At 66.9% G+C, this 19283-nt stretch carries 18 protein-coding genes; 9 read left to right on the forward strand and 9 right to left on the reverse strand.

Annotated features, from left to right (window positions below):
- The first annotated feature begins 180 nt into the window (after positions 1–180).
- Positions 181–2475: an NADP-dependent malic enzyme gene (locus ATO11_RS00585; protein WP_050528896.1), complete on the forward strand. Its 2295-nt coding sequence runs from the start codon at positions 181–183 to the stop codon at positions 2473–2475.
- Here the strand turns inward: ATO11_RS00585 and ATO11_RS00590 are convergent.
- A complete protein-coding gene (locus tag ATO11_RS00590) occupies positions 2472–3242 on the reverse strand; it encodes a glycosyltransferase (protein ID WP_050528897.1) in 771 nt (256 codons plus the stop codon). The genes ATO11_RS00585 and ATO11_RS00590 overlap by 4 nt on opposite strands.
- A gap of 191 nt (positions 3243–3433) precedes the next feature.
- Between ATO11_RS00590 and ATO11_RS00595 the strand changes: the two genes are divergently transcribed.
- Both ATO11_RS00595 and ATO11_RS00600 read left to right on the forward strand, forming a co-directional pair.
- Positions 3434–5329 (forward strand): AMP-binding protein, encoded by a 1896-nt coding sequence (locus ATO11_RS00595; protein ID WP_050528898.1) that lies wholly within the window; start codon positions 3434–3436, stop codon positions 5327–5329.
- 191 nt (positions 5330–5520) lie between these two features.
- Positions 5521–6051: an REP-associated tyrosine transposase gene (locus ATO11_RS00600; RefSeq protein ID WP_082176072.1), complete on the forward strand. Its 531-nt coding sequence runs from the start codon at positions 5521–5523 to the stop codon at positions 6049–6051.
- A 59-nt stretch (positions 6052–6110) separates the two neighbouring features.
- On the opposite strand, the gene ATO11_RS00605 is transcribed toward ATO11_RS00600, so the two are convergent.
- Entirely contained in the window at positions 6111–6872 is a 762-nt protein-coding gene (locus ATO11_RS00605; protein WP_050528899.1) for an NAD kinase, read from the reverse strand.
- 168 nt (positions 6873–7040) lie between these two features.
- Between ATO11_RS00605 and glyA the strand changes: the two genes are divergently transcribed.
- The 4 genes from glyA (at position 7041) to ATO11_RS00625 (ending at position 10735) form a co-directional block, all read left to right on the forward strand.
- On the forward strand, positions 7041–8336 hold the full coding sequence (gene glyA / locus ATO11_RS00610) for a serine hydroxymethyltransferase (RefSeq protein WP_050528900.1): 1296 nt from the start codon (positions 7041–7043) through the stop codon (positions 8334–8336).
- Between the two features lie 90 nt (positions 8337–8426).
- The gene (locus tag ATO11_RS00615; protein WP_050528901.1) at positions 8427–8708 is read left to right on the forward strand and encodes a hypothetical protein; all 282 of its coding nucleotides are present in this window, start codon (positions 8427–8429) and stop codon (positions 8706–8708) included.
- Between the two features lie 72 nt (positions 8709–8780).
- Entirely contained in the window at positions 8781–9758 is a 978-nt protein-coding gene (locus tag ATO11_RS00620; protein ID WP_050528902.1) for an arginase family protein, read from the forward strand.
- 59 nt (positions 9759–9817) lie between these two features.
- Complete coding sequence (locus ATO11_RS00625) at positions 9818–10735, forward strand: DUF817 domain-containing protein (RefSeq protein WP_050528903.1); 918 nt, start codon at positions 9818–9820, stop codon at positions 10733–10735.
- On the opposite strand, the gene ATO11_RS00630 is transcribed toward ATO11_RS00625, so the two are convergent.
- Positions 10674–11048 carry a hypothetical protein gene (locus ATO11_RS00630; protein ID WP_050528904.1) on the reverse strand — a complete coding sequence of 125 codons (375 nt, stop codon included), beginning with the start codon at positions 11046–11048 and terminating at the stop codon, positions 10674–10676. The genes ATO11_RS00625 and ATO11_RS00630 overlap by 62 nt on opposite strands.
- A 77-nt stretch (positions 11049–11125) precedes the next feature.
- Here ATO11_RS00630 and ATO11_RS00635 point away from each other — a divergent pair, with 77 nt between their 5' ends.
- Positions 11126–11887 (forward strand): alpha/beta fold hydrolase, encoded by a 762-nt coding sequence (locus tag ATO11_RS00635; protein ID WP_050528905.1) that lies wholly within the window; start codon positions 11126–11128, stop codon positions 11885–11887.
- A 41-nt stretch (positions 11888–11928) separates the two neighbouring features.
- Here ATO11_RS00635 and ATO11_RS00640 read toward each other — a convergent pair whose 3' ends face one another.
- From ATO11_RS00640 to ATO11_RS00660, 5 genes are all read right to left on the reverse strand, one after another.
- The gene (locus tag ATO11_RS00640; protein WP_242601320.1) at positions 11929–12249 is read right to left on the reverse strand and encodes a hypothetical protein; all 321 of its coding nucleotides are present in this window, start codon (positions 12247–12249) and stop codon (positions 11929–11931) included.
- A gap of 99 nt (positions 12250–12348) precedes the next feature.
- Complete coding sequence (locus ATO11_RS00645; protein WP_050528907.1) at positions 12349–12987, reverse strand: TetR/AcrR family transcriptional regulator; 639 nt, start codon at positions 12985–12987, stop codon at positions 12349–12351.
- Positions 12984–14483 (reverse strand): trimethylamine methyltransferase family protein, encoded by a 1500-nt coding sequence (locus ATO11_RS00650; RefSeq protein WP_050528908.1) that lies wholly within the window; start codon positions 14481–14483, stop codon positions 12984–12986. Before ATO11_RS00650 ends, ATO11_RS00645 begins: the two co-directional genes overlap by 4 nt.
- Positions 14480–16879 (reverse strand): GcvT family protein, encoded by a 2400-nt coding sequence (locus ATO11_RS00655; protein WP_050528909.1) that lies wholly within the window; start codon positions 16877–16879, stop codon positions 14480–14482. Before ATO11_RS00655 ends, ATO11_RS00650 begins: the two co-directional genes overlap by 4 nt.
- A 153-nt stretch (positions 16880–17032) precedes the next feature.
- The gene (locus tag ATO11_RS00660; protein ID WP_050529385.1) at positions 17033–17239 is read right to left on the reverse strand and encodes a cold-shock protein; all 207 of its coding nucleotides are present in this window, start codon (positions 17237–17239) and stop codon (positions 17033–17035) included.
- 305 nt (positions 17240–17544) lie between these two features.
- Between ATO11_RS00660 and ATO11_RS00665 the strand changes: the two genes are divergently transcribed.
- The gene (locus ATO11_RS00665; protein ID WP_050528910.1) at positions 17545–17961 is read left to right on the forward strand and encodes a VOC family protein; all 417 of its coding nucleotides are present in this window, start codon (positions 17545–17547) and stop codon (positions 17959–17961) included.
- Here ATO11_RS00665 and ATO11_RS00670 read toward each other — a convergent pair.
- Positions 17958–19013: a Hint domain-containing protein gene (locus ATO11_RS00670; RefSeq protein ID WP_050528911.1), complete on the reverse strand. Its 1056-nt coding sequence runs from the start codon at positions 19011–19013 to the stop codon at positions 17958–17960. The two genes, ATO11_RS00665 and ATO11_RS00670, sit on opposite strands and share 4 nt — an antisense overlap.
- Between the last annotated feature and the right edge of the window lie 270 nt (positions 19014–19283).

Genomic DNA, 19283 nt, shown 5'->3' on the forward strand with positions numbered 1-19283 from the left:
CCGCGCGCCCGTGACCGCGCCGGCGCGGCATGTGATCGCAAACAATGTTCCCACGGGATTCCCGATTTGTTAAGAACCTGAACGCTCCGGGCTTGCTTCGGGCGTGGCGTCATGGCGCAAACGGGTCTGGCGCATCCCAGAAAACAAGATAGTTTAACGTTAAACTATTCCGAGGACGCCGTGACCGAAACGCCCAAAGATTCCGCCCGCCAAGCCGCGCTCGACTACCACGAATACCCCAAGCCCGGCAAACTCGAAGTGCGCGCGACCAAGCCGCTGGCCAACGGGCGCGACCTCGCGCGGGCCTATTCCCCCGGCGTGGCCGAGGCCTGCCTCGAAATCCGCGACACGCCCTCGGACGCGGCGCGCTTCACCTCCCGCGCCAACCTCGTCGGCGTGGTGACCAATGGCTCCGCCGTTCTGGGGCTGGGCAATATCGGCGCGCTGGCCTCGAAACCGGTGATGGAGGGCAAGGCGGTCCTCTTCAAGAAATTCGCCAATATCGACTGTTTCGACATCGAACTGGACGAATCCGACCCCGAGAAGCTGGCCGACATCATCGCCGCGCTCGAACCCACCTTCGGCGCGATCAACCTCGAAGACATAAAGGCGCCCGAGGCGTTCACCGTCGAACGGCTCTGCAAGGAGCGGATGAACATCCCGGTCTTCCACGACGACCAGCACGGCACCGCCATCGTCGTGGGCGCGGCGGCAACCAACGCGCTGCGCATCGCGGGCAAGGACTTTGCCGATATCAAGGTCGTGTCGACCGGCGGTGGCGCGGCGGGCATCGCCTGCCTCGACATGCTGGTGAAACTGGGTGTCCGGCGCGAAAACGTCTGGCTGGTGGACCTGCAGGGCCTCGTGCACGAAGGGCGCGAAACCGACATGACGCCGCAAAAGGCGGCTTACGCGCAGCCGGGCGGGCCGCGCGAACTGGCCGACGTGATCGACGGCGCGGACCTGTTTCTCGGCCTGTCGGGCGGAGGCGTGCTCAAGCCCGAGATGGTGCGCAAGATGGCCTCCAAGCCGGTCATCCTCGCCCTTGCCAACCCGATCCCCGAAATCATGCCCGACGTCGCGCGCGAGGTCGCGCCGGACGCGATCATCGCCACGGGCCGCAGCGATTTTCCCAACCAGGTCAATAACGTGCTGTGTTTCCCCTTCATCTTCCGGGGGGCGCTCGACGTGGGCGCGACGCAGATCAACGACGCGATGAAACTGGCCTGCATCGACGGGCTGGCGGCGCTCGCGCGCGCCACCACCAGCCCCGAGGCCGCGGCGGCCTATGCCGGGGAACAGCTGACCTTCGGGCGCGATTACCTGATCCCCAAACCCTTCGATCCGCGGCTCATTTCGACCGTGTCCTCGGCGGTGGCGCAGGCCGCGATGGATACCGGCGTCGCCACCCGCCCGATCGAGGACATGGACACCTACCGCGACCGGCTCGACCAGTCGGTCTACCGCTCCGCACTGCTCATGCGCCCGGTGTTCGAGGCCGCCCGCACCGCCGCCCGCCGCATCGTCTTTGCCGAGGGCGAGGACGAGCGCGTGCTGCGCGCGGCACAGGCGATCCTCGAAGAGACCAGCGAACAGCCCATCCTGATCGGCCGCCCCGAGGTTATCGAGTATCGCTGCGAAAAGCTGGGGCTCAAGGTCCGGCCCGGTTCCGATTTCCCCATCGTGAACCCCGAAAACGACCCGCGCTACCGCGACTACTGGGAAACCTATCACCGCCTGCGCGCCCGCCACGGCGTGACGCCGGACCTCGCCCGCGCGATCATGCGCACCAACACCACCGTGATCGGGGCCACGATGGTCTACCGCGAAGAGGCCGACAGCCTGATCTGCGGCACGTTCGGGCAGTACCGCTGGCACCTCAACTACATCGAACAGATCCTCAGCGGCGAACGCGAGGATGACGAACCGATGACGCCGCATGGCGCGCTGTCGATGATGATCCTCGAAGACGGCCCGCTGTTCATCGCCGATACCAACGTCTGGACCGAACCGACGCCCGCACAACTGGCCAAGATGTGCATCGGCGCCGCGCGCCATGTCCGCCGCTTCGGCCTGACGCCCAAGATCGCGCTGTGCGCCCATTCGCAGTTCGGATCACTGCCCGGAGATACCGGCGAACGCCTGCGCGAGGCGATCGCGCTGCTCGATTCCGAACCGCGCGACTTCATGTACGAAGGCGAGATGAACATCGACAGCGCGCTCGACCCCGAACTGCGGACGCGGGTCTTCCCCGACAACCGCATGGACGGCACGGCGAACGCGCTGGTCTTTGCCCATGCCGACGCGGCCTCGGGCGTGCGGAACATCCTGAAGATGAAGGGTGGCGGGCTCGAAGTCGGTCCCATCCTCATGGGGATGGGCAACCGCGCGCATATCGTCGTGCCGTCGATCACGCCGCGCGGCCTGCTGAACATGGCGGCCATCGCCGGCACGCCGGTGGCGCATTACGGTTAGTGCACGCGCTGCGCGGGCAGGGCGTCGATCGCGCGTCCCAGCCAGCCGAACCGCTTGGCCGCGTCGAGCAGCGCGCGGTCGTCCTGTCCGGTCTCCACCGGGCGGGCGATCTTGATCGCGCGCGGGCAGAACAGCGCCAGCACGAACGGCTTCGATCCGCCGATCAGGTCGATCGGATGCTCGTTGCTGATCGGCTGGCCGCGGAAGCTCTGCGGGCTCATCCCGTGCCCGTGCGGCGCCAGCAGCGCCAGCCCGGAATCGCCCCGGCGGGACGGCTTCTCGTACAGCTGCGCATCGCCGTCCCCGATATTCAGTGAGTAATGCGTGCCGAAGGCCAGGAACAGGTAATCGTCCGGCGCGCGCATCTTGCGGATGCGCGTCTTGGCGGTGGCCCGGATGCGGGCCACGTAATCGCTCGCCACGGCGGAATCGTGGTCCAGCGCGATCTGCACGCGCCACGGCCGGTCATCCCAGCGCCCGTTCGTCGATTTCGTGAGAAACTTCGCCGCGTCGCCCTGTCCGCGGAAGATCACCTTCGCCTTGCGCCGGTCCAGCCGCGCCCAGATCGCGTGGCGGATGCGGTTGCGGGTCTCTTCGTCATGCGCGTCGTCGCACAGGACCAGCAGGCGGAAGTTGGAATGGGTCTGCGCCGCAAGCGAGGGCAGGGTGATTTCCGAGAGATAGGCAAGCTCGGTGTCGAGGCGCGCCGGGTCCGACCAATCCTCTGCGTGGCCAAAAACCACCTGGAACACAACATGCAAGTCCATGGGCGATGCCCCCTGTTGATTGCGGGTGTCACCGCTAACAATCGCCGGGGAAGTGGGCGGGCTTGGTGCGAAAATCTGACCTTATTAAGGTATCTTTAACTTTTTACACGCGCGCCGTTAGCGCTGAGCCCCTTGCCGCCCCGTCAAGCGCGCGGTAGCGAAGGCGCGCGAAGGATGAAGGAGCGCACACCATGGGATACAAAGAGGTCTATGCCGGTTGGAAAGCGGATCCCGAAGCGTTCTGGATGCAGGCCGCGGATGGCATCGACTGGGACCGCGCGCCCTCCCGCGCCCTCGATGACAGCGCGGCGCCGCTTTACGAATGGTACACCGACGCGCAGGTGAACACCTGCTGGAACGCCGTCGACCGCCACGTCGCCGCGGGCCACGGCGACCAGGCGGCGATCCTTTACGAAAGCCCGGTGACGGGCGCGTCCTCGACCACCACCTTCGCCGAATTGCAGGACCAGTGCGCGCGTCTTGCCGGGGCGCTGGCGGCGCGCGGCGTGGGCGTGGGCGACCGGGTCGTGATCTACATGCCCATGGTGCCCGAGGCGCTGGTGGCGATGCTCGCGTGCGCCCGGATCGGCGCCATCCACTCGGTCGTCTTCGGCGGGTTCGCCGCCAACGAACTGGCGGTGCGGCTCGACGACGCGACGCCCAAGGCGGTGATCGCGGGCTCCTGCGGGATCGAACCGAACCGCGTCGTGCCCTACAAGCCGCTGCTGGACGAGGCGATCGAGATCGCCGCGCACAAGCCCGATTTCTGCGTGATCTTCCAGCGCGACCAGTCGCCCGCCATGCTGGTCGAGGGCCGCGATGTCGAATGGCATGCGGCGCAAGAAGGCGTCTCGCCCGCCGAGTGCGTGCCCGTCGCAGGCAACCACCCTGCCTATATCCTCTATACCTCCGGCACGACCGGCGCGCCCAAGGGCGTCGTGCGCCCCACCGCGGGCCACCTCGTCGCGCTCAACTGGTCGATGAAGAACATCTACGGCGTCGATCCCGGAGAGGTCTTCTGGGCCGCCTCGGACGTGGGCTGGGTCGTGGGTCACAGCTATATCTGCTACGCCCCGCTGATCCACCGCAACACCACCGTTGTGTTCGAAGGCAAACCCGTCGGCACGCCCGACGCGGGCACCTTCTGGCGCGTCATGGCCAAGCACAAGGTCGCGGCCTTCTTCACCGCCCCCACCGCCCTGCGCGCCGCCAAGCGCGAGGACCCAAAGGGCGACTGGATCCGCGAGTTCGACCTGTCGGCCCTGCGCACCGTCTTCCTCGCCGGTGAACGCGCCGACCCGGACACGATCGAATGGCTGCAGGACAACCTGCAAAAGCCGATCATCGACCACTGGTGGCAGACGGAAACAGGCTGGACCATCGTCGGCAACCCGGTGGGCATCGAAACCCTGCCCGTGAAACTCGGCTCCCCGACCGTGCCGATGCCGGGCTATGACGTTCAGGTGCTGAACGACGCGGGCGAACCGCTCGCCGCGGGCGAACTGGGCGCGCTGGCGGTCAAACTGCCCCTGCCACCCGGCACGCTGCCGACGCTCTGGAACGCCGAGGACCGGTTCCGCAAAAGCTACCTCGACACCTTCCCCGGCTACTACGAGACCGGCGATGCCGGGTATGTCGACGAGGACGGCTATGTCTTCATCATGGCGCGCACCGATGACGTCATCAACGTCGCGGGGCACCGCCTGTCCACCGGTGCGATGGAAGAAGTGCTGGCCGGCCACCGCGACGTCGCCGAATGTGCCGTGATCGGGGCCGGGGACGCGCTGAAAGGGCAGGTGCCCGTCGGGTTCCTCTGCCTCAACAGCGGCGTGAACCGCGCCGCCGAAGAGGTGGTGGCGGAATGTGTCGCGCGCGTGCGCGACCAGATCGGCCCGGTCGCGGCCTTCAAGCAGGCAGTGGTGGTGGACCGGCTGCCCAAGACGCGCTCGGGCAAGATCCTGCGCGGCACGATGGTCGCCATCGCCGATGGCAAGCCCTGGAAGATGCCCGCCACGATCGACGATCCCGCGATCCTCGACGAGATCCGCGACGCCCTGCAAAAGCTGGGTTACGCCGAGGTCGGGTGAGGATCACCCGACCTACACCCGTGCTGCAATGACGTAGGTCGGATGCCCGCATCCGACGCCAGCGCACCCCCGGTAGGTCGGATGCTCGCATCCGACCCCGCCGCACCACCCGTAGGTCGGATGCTCGCATCCGACCCCCTGACCCGGTCGCGTTTACGGCCCGTTTACCGATTCGCCTGCAGGATCGGGTCATGCAGTACCGTCGCTTTCGCGTGCCCGGGGGCACCTACTTCTTCACCGTCGCGCTGAACCGGCGCGGCTCGGACCTGCTCGTGCGGGAGATTGGCGCGCTGCGGCGCGCCTGGGCGCAGACCTGGGCGGAACGGCCCTTCACGACCGACGCCATCGTCGTCCTGCCCGATCACCTGCACGCGATCTGGACCTTGCCGGAGGGCGACAGCGACTTTTCCACGCGCTGGCGGCTCATCAAGTCGCGCGTGACGCAGGCGCTTGCACCGGGGGAGGCGCCGCTCTGGCAGCAGCGTTTCTGGGAACACGTGATCCGCGATGCCGATGACCTCGCCCGCCACCGCGCGCTCTGCTGGACGAACCCGGTGCGCCACGGCCTCGTGCGCCGTCCGGGTGACTGGTCCCACGGCTCCTACCGCCGCGACCTGCGCCTCGGCCGCGTGCCCGCTACGCTGACCCAGCCTGCACCCGGCCCCGCGGATGGCGAACCCTACTGGTCCGACCCGGTCACGCCGCTGAAACGGGTCGGCTGACACGCAGCCGACCTACGCCGTGGCCCTGTAGGTCGGCTGCTCGCCAGCCGACCGCGCGTTCAGGCGAACTGTTCCCGTATCAGGCGCTCTTCCAGCCCGTGGCCGGGGTCGAACAGCAGCCGGTGGGAGATCTCGGGCGCGCTTTCCACGTCCACCCGCACCACGTTGCGGACCGAGCGGGCATCGGCCTCGGCCATGACCGGGCGCTTGTCGCCGCCCAACACCTCGAACGTCACCCGCGCCGTCTTGGGCAGCAGCGCCCCGCGCCAGCGCCGGGGGCGGAAGGCGGCCATCGCGGTCAGCGCCAGCACGTCCGCCCCGATCGGCAGGATCGGCCCGTGGGCCGAGTAGTTGTAGGCCGTCGATCCCGCGGGCGTCGCCACCAGCGCGCCGTCGCAGACCAGCTCTTCCATGCGCGGCTTGCCGTCCACGAGGATGCGCAGCTTCGACGCCTGTGGTCCCTGCCGCAAGAGCGACACCTCGTTGATCGCAAGCGCCTTGCGCACCTCGCCCGTGACCGTGGTCGCCGTCATGCGCAGCGGGTTGATCACCGCCTCTTCTGCCGCCGCCAGCCGTTCGGGCAGGTCGTCGTCGGCGAACTCGTTCATCAGGAACCCCACGGTGCCGCGGTTCATGCCATAGACCGGCGCGGGCAGGCCCTCGGTCCGGTGCAGGGTCTGCAGCATGAACCCGTCCCCGCCAAGCGCTACGATCACGTCGGCCTCCGCCTCGTCCGCCTGCCCGTAGGCGCGGATCAGCGCGTCGCAGGCCTCGACCGCCGATGGCGCGCTCGACGCCGTGAATGCCAGTTTCTGCGCCATGCGCGCTCCCCTCGTTCCGCGGGCCGAAAGAACCACAGAACGACGCGCCGCACCACCCTGCCACCGGACCCGCTTCGTATGCAAAAGTATTCTGTGCCGCGGCCCTTCCAAGACGTGCGTCTTTGCCCTACAGACCGGCCCAACCACGACGGACAGGAGGGACGTCTCATGAATGCACCGCACCGCGATACCGGCTTCTTCACCAAGACGCTGGCCGAGTCCGATCCCGCCATCCAGGCGGCGATGACCGATGAACTGGCCCGCCAGCGGGACGAGATCGAACTGATCGCCTCGGAAAACATCGTCTCCCGCGCCGTGATGGAGGCGCAGGGCTCGGTGATGACCAACAAGTACGCCGAAGGCTATCCGGGCCGCCGCTACTACGGCGGGTGCCAGCATGTGGACGTGGCCGAAAACCTAGCCATCGAACGCGCCTGCCAGCTGTTCGGCTGTGGCTTTGCCAACGTCCAGCCCAACTCGGGCAGCCAGGCCAACCAGGGCGTGTTCCAGGCGCTTCTGCAGCCCGGTGACACGATCCTCGGCATGTCGCTCGACGCGGGTGGCCACCTGACCCACGGCGCGCGCCCCAACCAGTCGGGCAAGTGGTTCAACGCGGTGCAATACGGCGTGCGCAAGCAGGACAACCGCCTCGACTATGACGAGGTGCAGGCGCTGGCGACCGAACACCAGCCCAAGATGATCATCGCGGGCGGCTCGGCCATCCCGCGCACCATCGACTTCGCCAAGATGCGCGAGATCGCCGACAGCGTCGGCGCCTACCTGCTGGCCGACGTCGCGCATTTCGCGGGCCTGATCGCGGCGGGTGAATATCCCAACCCGTTCCCGCACGTGCACGTGGCCACCACCACCACGCACAAGACCCTGCGTGGCCCGCGCGGCGGCATGATCCTCACCGACGACGAGGCGCTGGCGAAGAAGTTCAACTCAGCCATCTTCCCCGGCATCCAGGGCGGGCCCCTGATGCACGTGATCGCGGCCAAGGCCGTGGCTTTCGGCGAAGCGCTGCGCCCCGAGTTCAAATCCTACATCCAGCAGGTCGTCGTGAACGCGCAGGCGCTCAGCGACCAGCTGATCAAGGGCGGGCTCGACACCGTGACCCATGGCACCGACACCCATGTCGTGCTGGTGGACCTGCGTCCCAAGGGCGTCAAGGGCAACGCGACCGAGGCCGCGCTGGGCCGCGCCCACATCACCTGCAACAAGAACGGCGTGCCGTTCGACCCCGAGAAACCGACCGTGACCTCCGGCATCCGCCTCGGCTCGCCCGCGGGCACCACGCGCGGCTTCGGCGAGGCCGAGTTCCGCCAGATCGCCGACTGGATCATCGAGGTCGTCGATGGCCTCGCCGCCAACGGTGAAGAAGGCAACGCCGCGGTCGAGGCCAAGGTCAAGGCAGAGGTCGAAGCCCTCTGCGCCCGGTTCCCGATCTACCCCGCGCTCTGACGCAGGGTCGCCGACACATGACGCAAGGGCGCGCTTTGAACGGGCGCGCCCCCGCGCTAGGCCTCTGACATCCACTCAGCGAGGCCGCCCATGACCACCTACGACATCACCATCTCGTCGCCCATGGGCGAATTCCCCGCCACGATCACGCTGGGCGAGGGCGAAGGCCACATGTCGGGCAAGGGCGGCTCCGGCCCGTTGGAAGAGCTGCACCGCGCCGAAGACGGCTCCATCCGCTTCAACGTCCGCATCGACCGTCCCATGCCCATGACCATGAAATTCTCCGGGGTCGAAACCGATGCCGGGATGGACGGCACCGTGAAATTCGGCCTCTTCGCCAAGGGCACCTTCGCGGGCACCCGCGCGACCTGATCCCGCACCACAAACCACCCACTTGCGCCGCGTGCGCAATCCCCGCAGGCTCCGCGTCAAAGGAGCCTGCCCATGTCCGATCCCTACCAGACCTCGATGATGGAAAACCTCTACTGGTGGGGGGTGCCGACCTTCTTCCGCTGTCCGCACGAGGCACCGGACGCGCAGCAGATCGGCCTGATCGGCGTGCCCCATTCGACGGGTAACGGCACCACCGAACGCGATCAGCACCTCGGCCCCCGCGCGGTGCGCAATGTCTCCGCCGTGGGGCGGCGCGTGCATCTCGACATGGGGCTCGACCCGTGGAGCGCCGCGCGGATCGCCGACCTCGGCGACGTGCCCCTGCCACGCGCCAATGACAACGAGGCCTCGATCGCCGACATCACCGCCTTCTACCGCGACGTGGACGCGCGCGGCATCCGGCCCGTGTCGATCGGCGGCGACCACTCGATCACCGGCGGCATCGTTCAGGCGCTGGGGCAGGGCACACTTGCCGGCGGCGAGCCGGTCAGCCTCCTGCATCTCGACGCGCACACGGATGTCTTCACCAAGGTCGATCACTTCCTCGGCGCGAAGAAATCCGCCGCGCATTGGGGGGCCTACCTTGCCGACCAGGGGCAGGTGGACCCGAAAACCTCGATGCAGATCGGCCTGCGCGGCCATCCCCGCACGCTCGACTGGCTGCAACCCTCGTACGACTACGGCTACAACGTCGTGACGATGCAGGACTTCCGCAAACGCGGGCTGGCCGATGTGGTGGCGCAGGCCCGCGACACGCTGGCAGACCGCCCCGTCTACATCACCTTCGACCTCGACTGCCTCGACCCCACCATCGCGCCCGCCGTGTCGAACCTCGAAGCGGGCATGCGCGGCTTTGACATAGACGAGGCCGTGGCCCTTCTGCATTCCGTGCGGGGGCTCAACATCGTCGGGGCCGACATCGTCTGCATGATGCCCACCAAGGACGCGCCGAACCAGATCACCGCGCTCACCGCCACCGCGATCATGTTCGAAATGATCTGCCTGATGGCCGAGGGGCAGGGCGCCTGACCGCCCATGGCATTCCTGCCAACTGGACGCCCGCGCCCGAACCGGCCTAGAAGGCAGCCATGAAAGGCGATCCCACCGCGCAAACACGACAGACCGCCACGGCCGCGCTGGAACACGCGCTGGGCGATGCCGCGCGCGCGTGGCTGCCTGCGCCCGTCGCGGGCTTTGCGCTGTTCGTGCTGAAACAGCTCTGGGCGGCGCTCTTCGGCCTCCTGATCCTCGCGGGTCTCATCTTGACCGATGCCATATGGCAGGACGGCTGGAGCCTCGCCCGCTACGACGCGCTGGTGATCTATGCCGTGACGCTGCAGGTGCTGTTTCTTGCCTTCCGGCTGGAAACATGGGCCGAGGCGCGGGTGATCCTGCTGTTCCACCTCACCGGCACGGTGATGGAATGGTTCAAGGTCTCCGCCGGATCATGGGCCTATCCCGAAGCCTCGCTCTTGAAGGTGTTCGGCGTGCCGCTCTTCACCGGATTCATGTACGCCTCGGTCGGGTCCTACATCGCGCGGGTGGTGCGCATCTTCGGCCTCGTCTTCGCGCCCTATCCGCCGCTCTGGCTGACGTTTGCGCTGGCGGGCGCGATCTATGTCAACTTCTTCTCGCACCACTTCCTGCCCGACATCCGGCTGGCGCTCTTTGCCGCAACGATCCTGATCTACGGCCGCACCCGCATCTGGACGGTGCAAACCGCGCGCCCGCGCTGGGTGCCCCTGCCGCTGGCGGCCCTGTTCGGCGCCTTCGCGCTGTGGGTGGCGGAAAACGTGGGCACCGGCACCGGCACGTGGGCCTATGCGGGGCAGGGCGCGCTCGACTGGGTGAGCCTGTCCAAGTTGGGATCGTGGTACCTGCTGATCTATGTCAGCTTCGTGACCGTCACGCTCGTCTCGCGCGAGGCGCTCCTGTCCGCGCCCTTCAGACCCAGCCTTGCCACCACGCCAGCAGGATCACCGCCGTCGCGATCACCAGCGCGTTGAAGGCGTTGACCGCCAGAACGCCCAGCACGTAACCCTTCACCCGGTCTTTCGGATCGACCGCGTGCAGATGCTCGCAAGCGCGGGCATAGGCCGCCTCGATCCGCCCGGCATCCAGCTGCATCGCGATGCGCGGATGCCGGATCAGCCCCTGCGCACGCTCCACCTCGCGCACCGCGCGCCGCACGTCGCGCGGCAAGAGCCGCCCGGCGCGCTTGCGCCGGATACGCAACCCGCCGCCGCGCACGCCGTACTTGCGGCCCAGAAGGCGCGTGAGAACGCGCGCCTTGCGCTGGATGTCCTGCGGATCGACCATGCAAGCAGCCTACCAATCACGCCCGCCCGGCCTCAACGCCTCTGGCGCGGCATGGCAAACGGCACTATCCCGAACCCATGCTCAACACCATCGTCACAGGCACGCCCCATCCCGACCGTCCGCCCGCGCTGATCGTGCACGGGCTCTACGGCTCCGCGCGCAACTGGGGGGTGATCGCCAAGCGCCTGTCGGACACCTGCCAGGTGCTCGCGGTGGACATGCGCAACCACGGCGCCAGCCCGCACCTGCCCACCCATTCCTACCCCGACCTCGCCGCCGACCTGGCCGAGGTGATCGACGCCCACGGCGGCCGCGCCGCCGTGATCGGACACTCGATGGGGGGCAAGGCGGCGATGGTCCTCGCGCTCACCCGCCCCGATGCGGTCTCCCGCCTGATGGTCGCCGACATCGCGCCCGTCGCCTACAGCCACACGCAACTGCCCTTCATCCACGCCATGCAGGCGGTGGACCTGTCGCGCGTCGAAAAACGCTCGGACGTGGATGCGCAACTGGCCCGCCATGTCGACGACCCGACTTTGCGCAGCTTCTTCACCCAGTCGCTCGACCTGAAAGAAAAACGCTGGCGGCTGAACCTCGACACGCTCGCCGCCGAGATGCCCAAGATCCTGTCATTTCCTGAAATTTCGGGTACTTACACGGGGCCGACCCTGTTCCTGTCCGGTGCCGACAGCACCTACGTCACCCGCGAACACCGCCCGAGGATACTGGAACTTTTCCCCTCCGCCCGGTTCGCCAAGATCCCCGGCGCGGGCCACTGGCTGCATGCCGAGAAGCCGCGCGAATTCGAAGCTGCCGCCCGCGCGTTCCTCACCGCGTAACGGGTGCGAGGCGCGCCCGACCGGGCGCGACGAGCGCGCCCTCAGGCGCCCCGGCACATCGCTTCGGCGGTCTTCCCGAAAGCCTTGTATTTCTGCCAGAACTTCTCGTGGTTCACGCGGTCCGATTGCCGGATCACCTGCGCCTTGTGCGGATCCTTGAAGAAACTCGCTGCCATCTTCTGGTCGGACCGCGTCAGGGTCTTGTTGGCGACCGACTGGATACAACCACACAGCGAACGCGACGCCGCCTTGCGGTCCGCCTTCAGGCACGCGCGCGAGATCAGACCCGCCTCCGCCACCTGCGGCACCGAACCCACGCCCGCCATCCCGACGGCGAGGATTAATACGATTTTCCGAAACATGCCTGCCCCTTCTTAACGAAGTGTCTTGCGCGGCACCCTACACGACCGGCGCGATTGGGCCAAGATCGCGAAACGATGCGGCAAATTCCTGCCGATCGTTCACGCCGGCGGATTCGCGGCGCCCAGTGCCTCGACATAGGCGCGCAGACTTTCAGTCGCCTCCGGCTCCGGCTCCCGCCCGGTAAAGACCTTCAGGTACATCGGCGCCTGCCGCATCCGTTCCTCCATCGGCTCCCGCAGGTCCGCGTCGTTATACCCGATCTGCATATAATAAAGGACCCGCGCCCGCGTCTCTGCCTCCGCCGCCTCGTACCCATACCGCACGAACATCGCCGCCAGCGCCCGGATACGCGCCGTGTCGCCAAGGTCCAGCACGCGGCGCACCGCGCCCGACCGCCGCGCCCAGTCCCGCACCGCGAAATCCAGCGCGATGTTGAACAGCGCCGGGTCCACCACGCAGCGAAAGACGTTGCAGACCGCCACGCTGATGGACGCCGCGGGCGCCTCGGCCTGCGCGACCATCGCCGCCGTGTTGGTTGCCTGCCAATGCTCCAGCAGCGTGTCCAGAAGGTCCTGCCGGCTCTTGAAATACCAGTAGAAACTCGACCGGCTCACCTCCAGTTTCTCGCTCAGCGTCAGGACCTTGACCTGGTCCACCCCGTCCGAGATCAGCGTGTCCAGCGCCGCCGCGATCCAGTCGGCGCGCGTGGCCTTCGTATGGCTCGGCTCGTCCCTCATCCGCCCTCCGGCAGGGCCCCGCCCGCCGCCTCCATCCGCGCGGCCTTGGCGCGGAACGCCTCCAGCCGGTCACCGTCGCCGGTAAAGCCCGGCCCGGACAGGATGCCCTGCCAGATGCCCGTCGCGCGGGTTGTGGCGTCCACCGCGCCGCGTTCGGTCCAGGTGCCGAAATTCGACCAGTCCGCGACCAGCGGATCGTAGAATTCGGTCTGGTACCGCGCCATCGTGTGCGCCGCGCCAAAGAAATGCCCGCCCGGTTGCACCTCTTCCAGCGCATCGATGCCAAGGTCCGCGTCCGGCGCGGCACACAGCTCCGCCACCATCTGCAGGACCTCCACATCCGTCACCAGCTTCTCGTAGCTGACGGTCAACCCGCCCTCCAGCCAGCCTGCCGCGTGGATCACCACCGTCGCGCCGCCCATCAGGCAGCCCCACAGGCCCATCTGCGTCTCGTTCGCGGCCTGCACGTCGTTGAGGTTCGCCGCCGACCCGCTGGCCGACCGCCACGGCAGCCCGATATGCCGCGCCAGTTGCCCCGCAAGGACGCTGGCGCGGAAGTGTTCCGGCGTGCCGAAGGCGGGCGCGCCCGACTTCATGTCCACGTTCGAGGTGAAAGTGCCATAACAGACCGGCGCACCGGGATTGACTAGTTGCGTCAGGGTGATGGCGGCCAAAGCTTCGGCATGACTTAAAGTCAGCGCGCCGCCCACGGTGATCGGCGCCATCGCCCCCATCAGGGTAAAGGGCGTCACGATCGACACCTGCCCGAACCGCGCGAAATCGATCAGGCCCAGCGACATCGGCACGTCCAGTTGCCGGGGAGAGTTGGTGTTGATGATCGTGTAGGCATGCACATCCTTCACGAAAGCCTCGTCCGACAGGCCCCTGAAATCGCGCAACAATTCGAACGACTGCTCCACCTGTCCCGTCCCGCGCGAGAAGATGAAGGGAAACTTGTCGCTCAGCTCCAATTGCGCTTCCAGCGTTGCGTAATGACGCGTATGGGTCGGCACATCCTGTGGCTCGATCAGCGGCGGCATCATCTGCAGGACGTCGAAATGATGCGTGATCTGAACCAGTTCGCGGAAGGACTTCAGGTCACCGGGCCGCCGCCCGTTCACCAGATCCGTCGCATGAGGCGCACCCGCTCCGGGCTGGAACACCAGCGATCCCAGCTCCAGCGTCAGGTCCCGATCCCGCGCGCCCGCCCGCAACTCGATCCGCCGAGGGGCCGAGGCAAGAGCAGCCTCCACCATCTCCCGCCCGATGAAAACCATGTCGTCCCGGCGGGTTGCGCCGCCCCGTTCAAAGAGTGCGCAAGCCTCGGGCGACAACACCTTGATCCCCAACCGTTCCAGCACGTCGAGTGCCGCGTCGTGCAGCGCCGCGACCTCGTCGTCGGAAAACAGGCGCATCGGCGGGAACGGGTTGCGCAGCCGCCGGTAATCGACGTTGCGCTTGGGCGCGCGCGCCTCTGCCCGCCGCCCGCGTCTCATTCCCGCATCGCCTTGCCGTCGGGATCATAGGGCGAGGCCGGGATCACCACCGCGGGCCGTTCCACGCCGACGACATGCACCGTCATGTCCGTGCCGGGGGTGGCGAGATCGGTGTTGACCAGCGCCATCGCCAGCGACTTGCCCGTCGTGTGGCCGTACCCGCCCGAGGTGACAAAACCCACTTTCTCACCCTTGTGCCACACCGGTTCATAGCCCGACGCATCGGCGTCATCGGCATCGATCTCAAGCGTGACAAGGGTTTGCGCGGGGCCGTTGCCGTCGCGTTCAGCTTCCGCCGCCGCCTTGCCGGTGAATTCTTTCGACCAGTCGATCCAGCGATCCATGCCCGTCATGCCCGGCGTGTAGCCTTGCGTGAACTCCGCCGACCAGATGCCGAACGATTTCTCCAGCCGCAGCGACAGCAGCGCGTTGAACCCGATCTCGCGGATGCCGTGCTCCGCGCCTGCCTCCAGCAGCATCCGGCGCAGGGTGATGTGGTCGCCATAGCGGCAGTTGATCTCGTAGCCCAGCTCACCACAGACCGACATGCGCGCGACGCGGGCGCGGATCATGCCGATATCGGCCTCCGTCACGCCCATGAAGGGCAGGTCTACGGATGTCTCCGCCACCGCCTCGATCACCTTGCGGGCGTTGGGGCCGGATAGCGAAAAGCCGCAGATTTCTTCACCCAGATCGCGCACTTGCACGCCGTCCTTCAGGTGATCGTTGAACCAGCGCATGTGCCATTCGCGCAGGTAGTACGACCCCATGATCCAGAACGTCCCGTCGCCCCAGTTCATCACCGTCAGATCGCCTTTCAGACGTCCGGACGGCGCGAGCATCGGAGCGAGACGGGCACGCCCGGGGCCTGGCAAGCGGCTGGCCATCATGCCGTTCAGCCAGTCTTCGGCCTTCGGGCCCGACACTTCGAACCGGCTGAAGGCGGAAATGTCCAGCAAGCCAACGGTTTCGCGGGCGGCCTTGCACTCGGCGCCCACGATGTCATGCGCGTTCGACCGTTTCAGGGTCGGCGTTTCCTTGAACCCCTTGGGAGCGAAATAAAGCGGCACCTCCATGTCCCACGACGTGCCCCAGACCGCACCCGCCGCGTCCATGTCGCTGTAGGCGGGCGCACGTTTCAGCGGACGGCCCGCCGGCAACTGCTCGTTCGGGTAGGTCATCACGAAGCGGCGGGAATAGAATTGTCCCGTCGTTTCGCGGATATAGCGCTTGTTCTTCGCGAACTCGCCGTACCGGGCGATGTCCATGCAGTACGTGTCGGCCTCGGTCTCGCCCTCGATCATCCACTCGGCCAGCGATTTGCCCACGCCGCCGCCCTGCAGGAAGCCCGCCATGACCGCGCAGGCGCACCAGTATCCCTTTTTGCCCGGCACCGGCCCGACCAGCGGGTTGCCGTCGGGAGAGAAGGTGAACGCCCCGTTCACCCACGTCTTGATGCCCACGTCCTGGATGGCCGGGTAGCGTTCGAACCCCAGCGTCAGCTCGTTCTCGATCCGGTCCAGTTGCTCCTGGAACAGCTCCATCCCGTAATCCCACGGCGCGCCATCCATCGCCCAGTGCTCGTGCTCGATCTCGTAGATGCCGACCAGCACGCCCTTCTGGTCCTGCCGCATGTAGGTGAACCCTTCGAGGTCCACGGTCATCGGCACTTCGAAATCCAGCGCCGCGACCTCGGGGATCGTGTCGGTGATCAGGTAATGGTGCTTCAGGGGCGACACGGGCAACTCGATCCCCGCCATGCGCCCCACCTGTTTCGCCCACAATCCGGCGGCGTTCACCACGTGCTCGCACCGGATGGTGCCCTTGTCGGTTACCACTTCCCAGCCCTCGGCGGTCTGGTTCAGTTCCTCGACCTTGGTGTGTTCGTAATATTCCGCGCCGCGTTTCTTGGCGGCGACGGCATAGGCGTGCACGGTGCCGGTGGTATCGACATATCCCTCCCGGTCGGCCCACATCGCGCCCAGCACGCCGTCGGTCGACATGATGGGGCAGGCCTCCTGCGCCTCCTTCGGCGTCATCAGGCGGCAATCCTCGATCCCGATGGACTGGAACACGCGATAGGCCGATTGCAGCCACTCCCACCGTTCCGGCGTGCCCGCCAGCGTCAGGCCGCCCGTCATGTGCAGCCCGATATTCTGGCCGCTCTCTTCCTCGATCTCGGACAGCAGATCGATCGTGTAGGCCTGCAACGCCGCCATGTTCGGGTCGGCGTTCAGCGCGTGGATGCCGCCCGCCGCGTGCCACGACGACCCCGCCGTCAGGACCGACCGTTCCAGCATCACGCAATCGGTCCAGCCCATCTTGGCCAGGTGATACAGAACCGATGACCCGACGACGCCGCCGCCGATCACCACCACGCGATACTGGTCCTTCATTGCGCGAATCCCTCGTGCTCTCCCTTGTCGCGGGAAGGCTAGGAGGTCTGGACAGTCATGTCTAGACACCTGTGTTCAGACACGCGGCGCATGCAGGCACCCATACGAAAAAGGGGCCCCGCGGGGCCCCTCGAAGTCTCAATGTCGATCAGCTTACAAAAGCTTCAGGTCGCCTGCCGAGGACTTGCCGTTGCGGCCGGTTTCCATCTCGTAGGACACTTTCTGATTGTCCTTGAGGTCGGTCAGACCCGCGCGTTCGACGGCAGAGATGTGCACGAACACGTCCGCGCCGCCCCCGTCGGGTTGAATGAAACCGTAGCCCTTGTCGGGGTTGAACCATTTGACGGTGCCGGTAGCCATCGTCGTCTCCTTGAAATGCCGGGGCCGCATCGTGCGTCCCCATGGTATGCCGTGTCAGTGCAGAATCGAGAAAGCACGGCACCGGATTTCCGGGAGCAGTGGGTCGATAGTGGTAACGTAGCCCCCCTCACATGCGCTTCTTCGCGCGACAAAACAAGTCATAGCTGCTTTGCAGGCCCCGTATTCGCGCCTTTTCGCGGATGATACATGTCACAGGACATGCCCCGAACGGGTCATCGAAGGCTTGCCCGCGCGTCACCTTGGCCGCAGGATCGGGGCGCATTTGCGATCAGAAAAGGCACGCCATGTCCTGGACCCTGCACCACGTCAATCTCGAAGCGCGCGACGTGCGCGCCACCGCGCAGTTCTATGCCACCATGCTGGGGATGAAGGAAAACGCGTGGACCTTTCCCGAAACGCGCGGCTACCTGCCGGGCTCGCCCGACCGGCTGGCGCTGTTCGGGGATGGGCGGCAATCGCATACCGGGCTGCACCTGATCGCGCCCGACCCGGACTTCCCGGCGCGCAACAACCTCACCCATAACCCCTCCGTCGGCGGTCACCCGGCGTTCCAGGTGCCCGACCTCGACGCGGTGATGCGGCGGCTCGACGCGGCGGGGATCCGGTATTCCTACACGCCCGAATTCGCGATTCCGGGCTTCCATCACCTGTATCTCGAGGACCCTTCCGGCAACCTGATCGAGGTCAACGCCCGGATCTAGGACACCGCGACCGGGTCGGCGGCCAGCACCTGCGCCTCGACCCGGCGCAGGGCAGGGCGGCACAGGGGGCGTTCCGCGTGGGTCAGGTCGGGGAACAGCCGCTCCAGTTCCATCCGCGCCGCGCCCTGCACCGCTTCCAGCGCCATGGGTCCGGGATGCAGGCTTTCGCTGACCAGCCCGCCGGTTTCGATCAATTCGTGGCCGTCGAACAGGACGTGGATGTATTCGATCCGCCCGCCGCGCCGCAGCCGCACGCTGGTGTCGTTGACCAGCGCGATGGCGGGGACCAGCACCTCGGTCTCGCCGAACATCAGTTCCGCCTGCCAGCCGGTCACGAGGATGCGATGCTGTTGCGACACCTCGATATCCTGTGTCGTGCCAAGCGTGCCCCTGGCGATCCGCACCGGGGCAAAGGCGCCGTCCGCCGCGAAAATCGACCGCCCGACCCAGCGCACCGGCACCAGCCGCCAGTCGGCCACGCGGATGCGGTCGCCGATCGCGACCTCGCCCATCGTCGTCAGGCCTTCGCCCGTCTCCACCGGCGTGTCCGCGGCGAAACAGATCGGCGTCGCGTAAGATGTCGCGGCGTAATTCGGCCCTTCCTGCGCCGAGGTCACCGTCAGCGGTACGCCTGCGGGCGGGAACCCGCCCGGCCCGCCGATCACCGCGATCCCCTCGACCGTGGCGTAACTCGTGCCGCCCTCGTTCACGTTGAACCCGATCAGCTGCCACGTGCTGGTCACGCCGGTGCCCGGATCGGTGTAGGACACGGTGAACCCGTATTCCGCCTCGACCCTCTGGCCGCCGGAATAGGTGACCCCGTCAACTTCCTGCGGGCCGTTCAGCGTCTGGCTGTTGTCGCTGTCCTGGAAGTTCGGGTCGTCGCTGTCGGTGACGAAGATTTCCGTCCAGTTGGGCGTGTTGATGGTGATCGTCGCGCCCACAAGGTGCGACCCGTCACCTTGCGTGACACCGTCCAGCCCATTGCCTCCGGACGTCCCGGTAATCGTGACATCGCTCTCGTCGAGAACGTAGATACTGTAATCGGGCACTGCTCTGCCTCGTGGCCGGTCCGGGTGTCCCGGATCTCGTTTGCCTCAATTTAACCTTAATTGCGGGCAAACGATACCCCCGGAAATAGCGATGTGGCATCGCCGCCGCACTCCCGGCAAGGAACCGCCTTGACGGGTGGCAGTACCCCCTCGCGCGGAATCAATGGCTTCAGCCCGCCTCGCGTCCGTCGCCCGGCAGTCGATTTTTTAATGAGAATCGGCGAGAGTGGACTGGCCGCCCCCACGGCGCGTCTGCACGCGTCGCGCTTG

The organism is Pseudaestuariivita atlantica (genome assembly GCF_001205715.1).
GTDB classification, from domain to species: Bacteria; Pseudomonadota; Alphaproteobacteria; order Rhodobacterales; family Rhodobacteraceae; genus Pseudaestuariivita; species Pseudaestuariivita atlantica.